We start from the raw sequence: 2,663 nt of genomic DNA, 5'->3' as shown, positions 1-2,663 counted from the left end.
GTGTGAAATCACGGAAACCGCCGGCGGCATAGCGGAAGATCTCCAGGTTCTCGCTGCGCTTGGCCAGGGAGTCGACCAGGGTGAAGGCCAGCAGGTGAGGCAGGTGGCTGGTGGCCGCCAGAACCTCGTCGTGATGCTCGACCTCCATGTGCTCGACGTCCGCGCCCAGCGCGCGCCACAGGCTGTCGACCAGCGCCAGCGCGTCGGCATCGGTCTCCGCGGAGGGCGTGAGAATCACCTTGTGCCGGCGGAACAGGGGTCGACTGTTGCAGCGGCGTGACCTCAGTCATGCGCCAGCACCTTGCCCAGCGCCTGGAGGAAACGATCGTTCTCTTCCGGCAGCCCGATGGAGACGCGCAGGAAGGTCGGCATCCCGTAGCCAGCCACCGGACGCACGATCACGCCTTCGCGCAGCAGCGCCTGGTAGACCGGACCGGCATCGCGAGCCAGATCCACGGCGATGAAGTTGCCCTTCGAGGGAATCCAGGACAGGCCCAACGCGTGGAAGCCATCCTCCAGCTGCGCCATGCCGGAATCGTTTAGGCGGCGACTCTGCGCCAGGTAGTCATGGTCATCCAGCGCCGCGCAGGCAGCCGCCAGGGCCAGGCTATTGACATTGAACGGCTGGCGCACACGGTTGAGCACATCGGCCACCGCCTTGCTCGAAAGCGCGTAGCCGACCCGCAGCGAAGCCAGGCCATAGGCCTTGGAGAAAGTCCGCGAGACCAGCAGGTTGGGATGGCGCGCCAGGTAGTCCAGGCCATCGGGCAGCTCGTCGCCCTCGGCGTATTCGATATAGGCCTCGTCCAGCACCACCAGCACCTCCGCCGGCACCTGGGCGAGGAACCGCTCCAGGGCGTCCGCACCGAACCAGGTCCCGGTCGGGTTGTTCGGGTTGGCGACGAACACCACGCGAGTTTGCCCATCGATGGCGGCGAGCATCGCTTCCAGGTCATGCCCCCAGACGCGCGCCTTGACCGCCCGCCCCTCGGCGCCCACGGCCTGGGTGGCGATCGGGTAGACGGCGAAGGCATGTTCGCTGAACACGGCGTTCAGACCAGGCGCGAGGTAGGCACGGGCGACCAGGTCGAGAATGTCGTTGGAGCCGTTGCCCAGGGTCACCTGCGCCGCATCCACCGCGCAACGCTCGGCCAGCTTGCGCTTGAGTTCGAAACCGTTGCCGTCAGGATAACGGGTCAGTTCCGCAAGTTCGGCGCGGATAGCCTCCAGCGCCTTCGGGCTCGCACCCAGCGGGTTCTCGTTGCTGGCGAGCTTGACGATCGCCGCAGGGTCGATGCCCAGCTCGCGGGCCAGTTCGTCCACCGGCTTGCCAGGGACGTAGGGCGACAGCTTTTGCACCCCCGGCTGGGCCAGGGCAAGGAAATCGGACATGGATAGTTCAGCCTCGACGCGGGACGGGGCATTCATCGATGACCCGTCTCTTCGGAATGACAGCGCGCTCAGAGCACCGCTTTCGGATAGGAGCCCAGGACCTTCAGGGCGACGGCTTCCTGGCCGATCTTCTCCAGGACGTCCTTGATCAGCGGTTCTTTATGGTGGCCGACGAAATCGATGAAGAACACGTAGGTCCATTTGCCGCTGCGCGACGGGCGGGTTTCGATGCGGGTCAGGTCGATACCGTTGTTGTGGAACGGTACCAGCAGCTCGTGCAGGGCTCCCGGCTTGTTGCGCATGGAAACGATGATCGAGGTTTTGTCGTCGCCGGTCGGCGGCACCTCCTGGTTGCCGATGATCAGGAAGCGCGTGGAGTTGTCCGGGCGGTCCTCGATCTTCTCGTGCAGCTTGCTCAGGTCGTACAGGCTGGCCGCCATGTCGCCGGCGATCGCCGCCGAATTCCACTCGCTCTTCACCCGCTTGGCCGCGTCGGCGTTGCTCGACACCGCCACCCGCTCGACGCTCGGGTAGTGCGAGTCCAGCCACTTGCGACATTGCGCGAGGGATTGGGCATGGGAATAGATCCGGGTGATGTTGTCGGTCTTGGTGGTTTCGCCGACCAGCAGGTGATGGTGGATACGCAACTCGACTTCGCCGCAGATCACCATGTCGTGCTCGAGGAAGCTGTCGAGGGTATGGTTGACCGCCCCCTCGGTGGAGTTTTCCACAGGCACCACGCCGAAGTTCACCGCGCCGGCGGCGACCTCGCGGAACACCTCGTCGATCGCCGCCATCGGCGTGCTGATCACCGCGTTGCCGAAATGCTTGAGTGCCGCGGCCTGGGTAAAGGTGCCCTCGGGTCCGAGATAGGCCACTTTCAGCGGCTGCTCAAGCGCCAGGCAGGACGACATGATCTCGCGGAACAGCCGCGCGACCTCTTCGTTGTCCAGCGGCCCCTTGTTCAATTGCATGATGTGCTTGAGCACCCAGGCTTCGCGCTCGGGACGGTAGAACACCGGCGCCTCGCCCTCGCCCAGGGTTTGGGTCTTCACTCGCGCCACGTCCTGGGCGCAACGGGCACGCTCGCTGATCAGCTCGAGCAACTTCTCGTCGAGGCTGTCGATGCGCAGGCGCAAGGCCTTGAGCTGGTCCTGGTCCGCCATCAGCCGTGCTCCTTCTCGAACTCCGCCATGTATGCGACCAGCGCCTCGACCGCGTCCAGGCCAAGGGCGTTGTAGATGGAAGCGCGCATGCCGCCGACCGAGCGG

Annotated in this window: 3 protein-coding genes and 1 pseudogene; all 4 read right to left on the bottom strand. The window is 65.3% G+C overall.

All coding sequences use genetic code 11. The features are described from left to right. Nucleotides 1-256 (bottom strand): annotated as a pseudogene (locus FFS27_RS31370) (prephenate dehydrogenase dimerization domain-containing protein); the annotation flags it as partial. 26 nt (nucleotides 257-282) lie between these two features. After that, entirely contained in the window at nucleotides 283-1,392 is a 1,110-nt protein-coding gene (hisC, locus tag FFS27_RS31365) for a histidinol-phosphate transaminase (RefSeq protein ID WP_003091445.1), read from the bottom strand. Nucleotides 1,393-1,460: 68 nt separating this feature from the next. Continuing rightward, the gene (gene pheA, locus FFS27_RS31360) at nucleotides 1,461-2,558 is read right to left on the bottom strand and encodes a prephenate dehydratase (protein ID WP_003091446.1); all 1,098 of its coding nucleotides are present in this window, start codon (nucleotides 2,556-2,558) and stop codon (nucleotides 1,461-1,463) included. Further along, on the bottom strand, nucleotides 2,558-2,663 hold a 106-nt coding region (locus FFS27_RS33925; RefSeq protein WP_256659830.1), incomplete at its 5' end, for a hypothetical protein. The genes pheA and FFS27_RS33925, both read right to left, overlap by 1 nt.

The sequence above is a fragment of the Pseudomonas sp. 2VD genome, from assembly GCF_005503585.1.
Lineage (GTDB): Bacteria > Pseudomonadota > Gammaproteobacteria > Pseudomonadales > Pseudomonadaceae > Pseudomonas > Pseudomonas aeruginosa.
The sequence above is the reverse complement of the archived record's forward strand: the minus strand, read 5'-3'. Positions and strand labels throughout refer to the sequence as shown.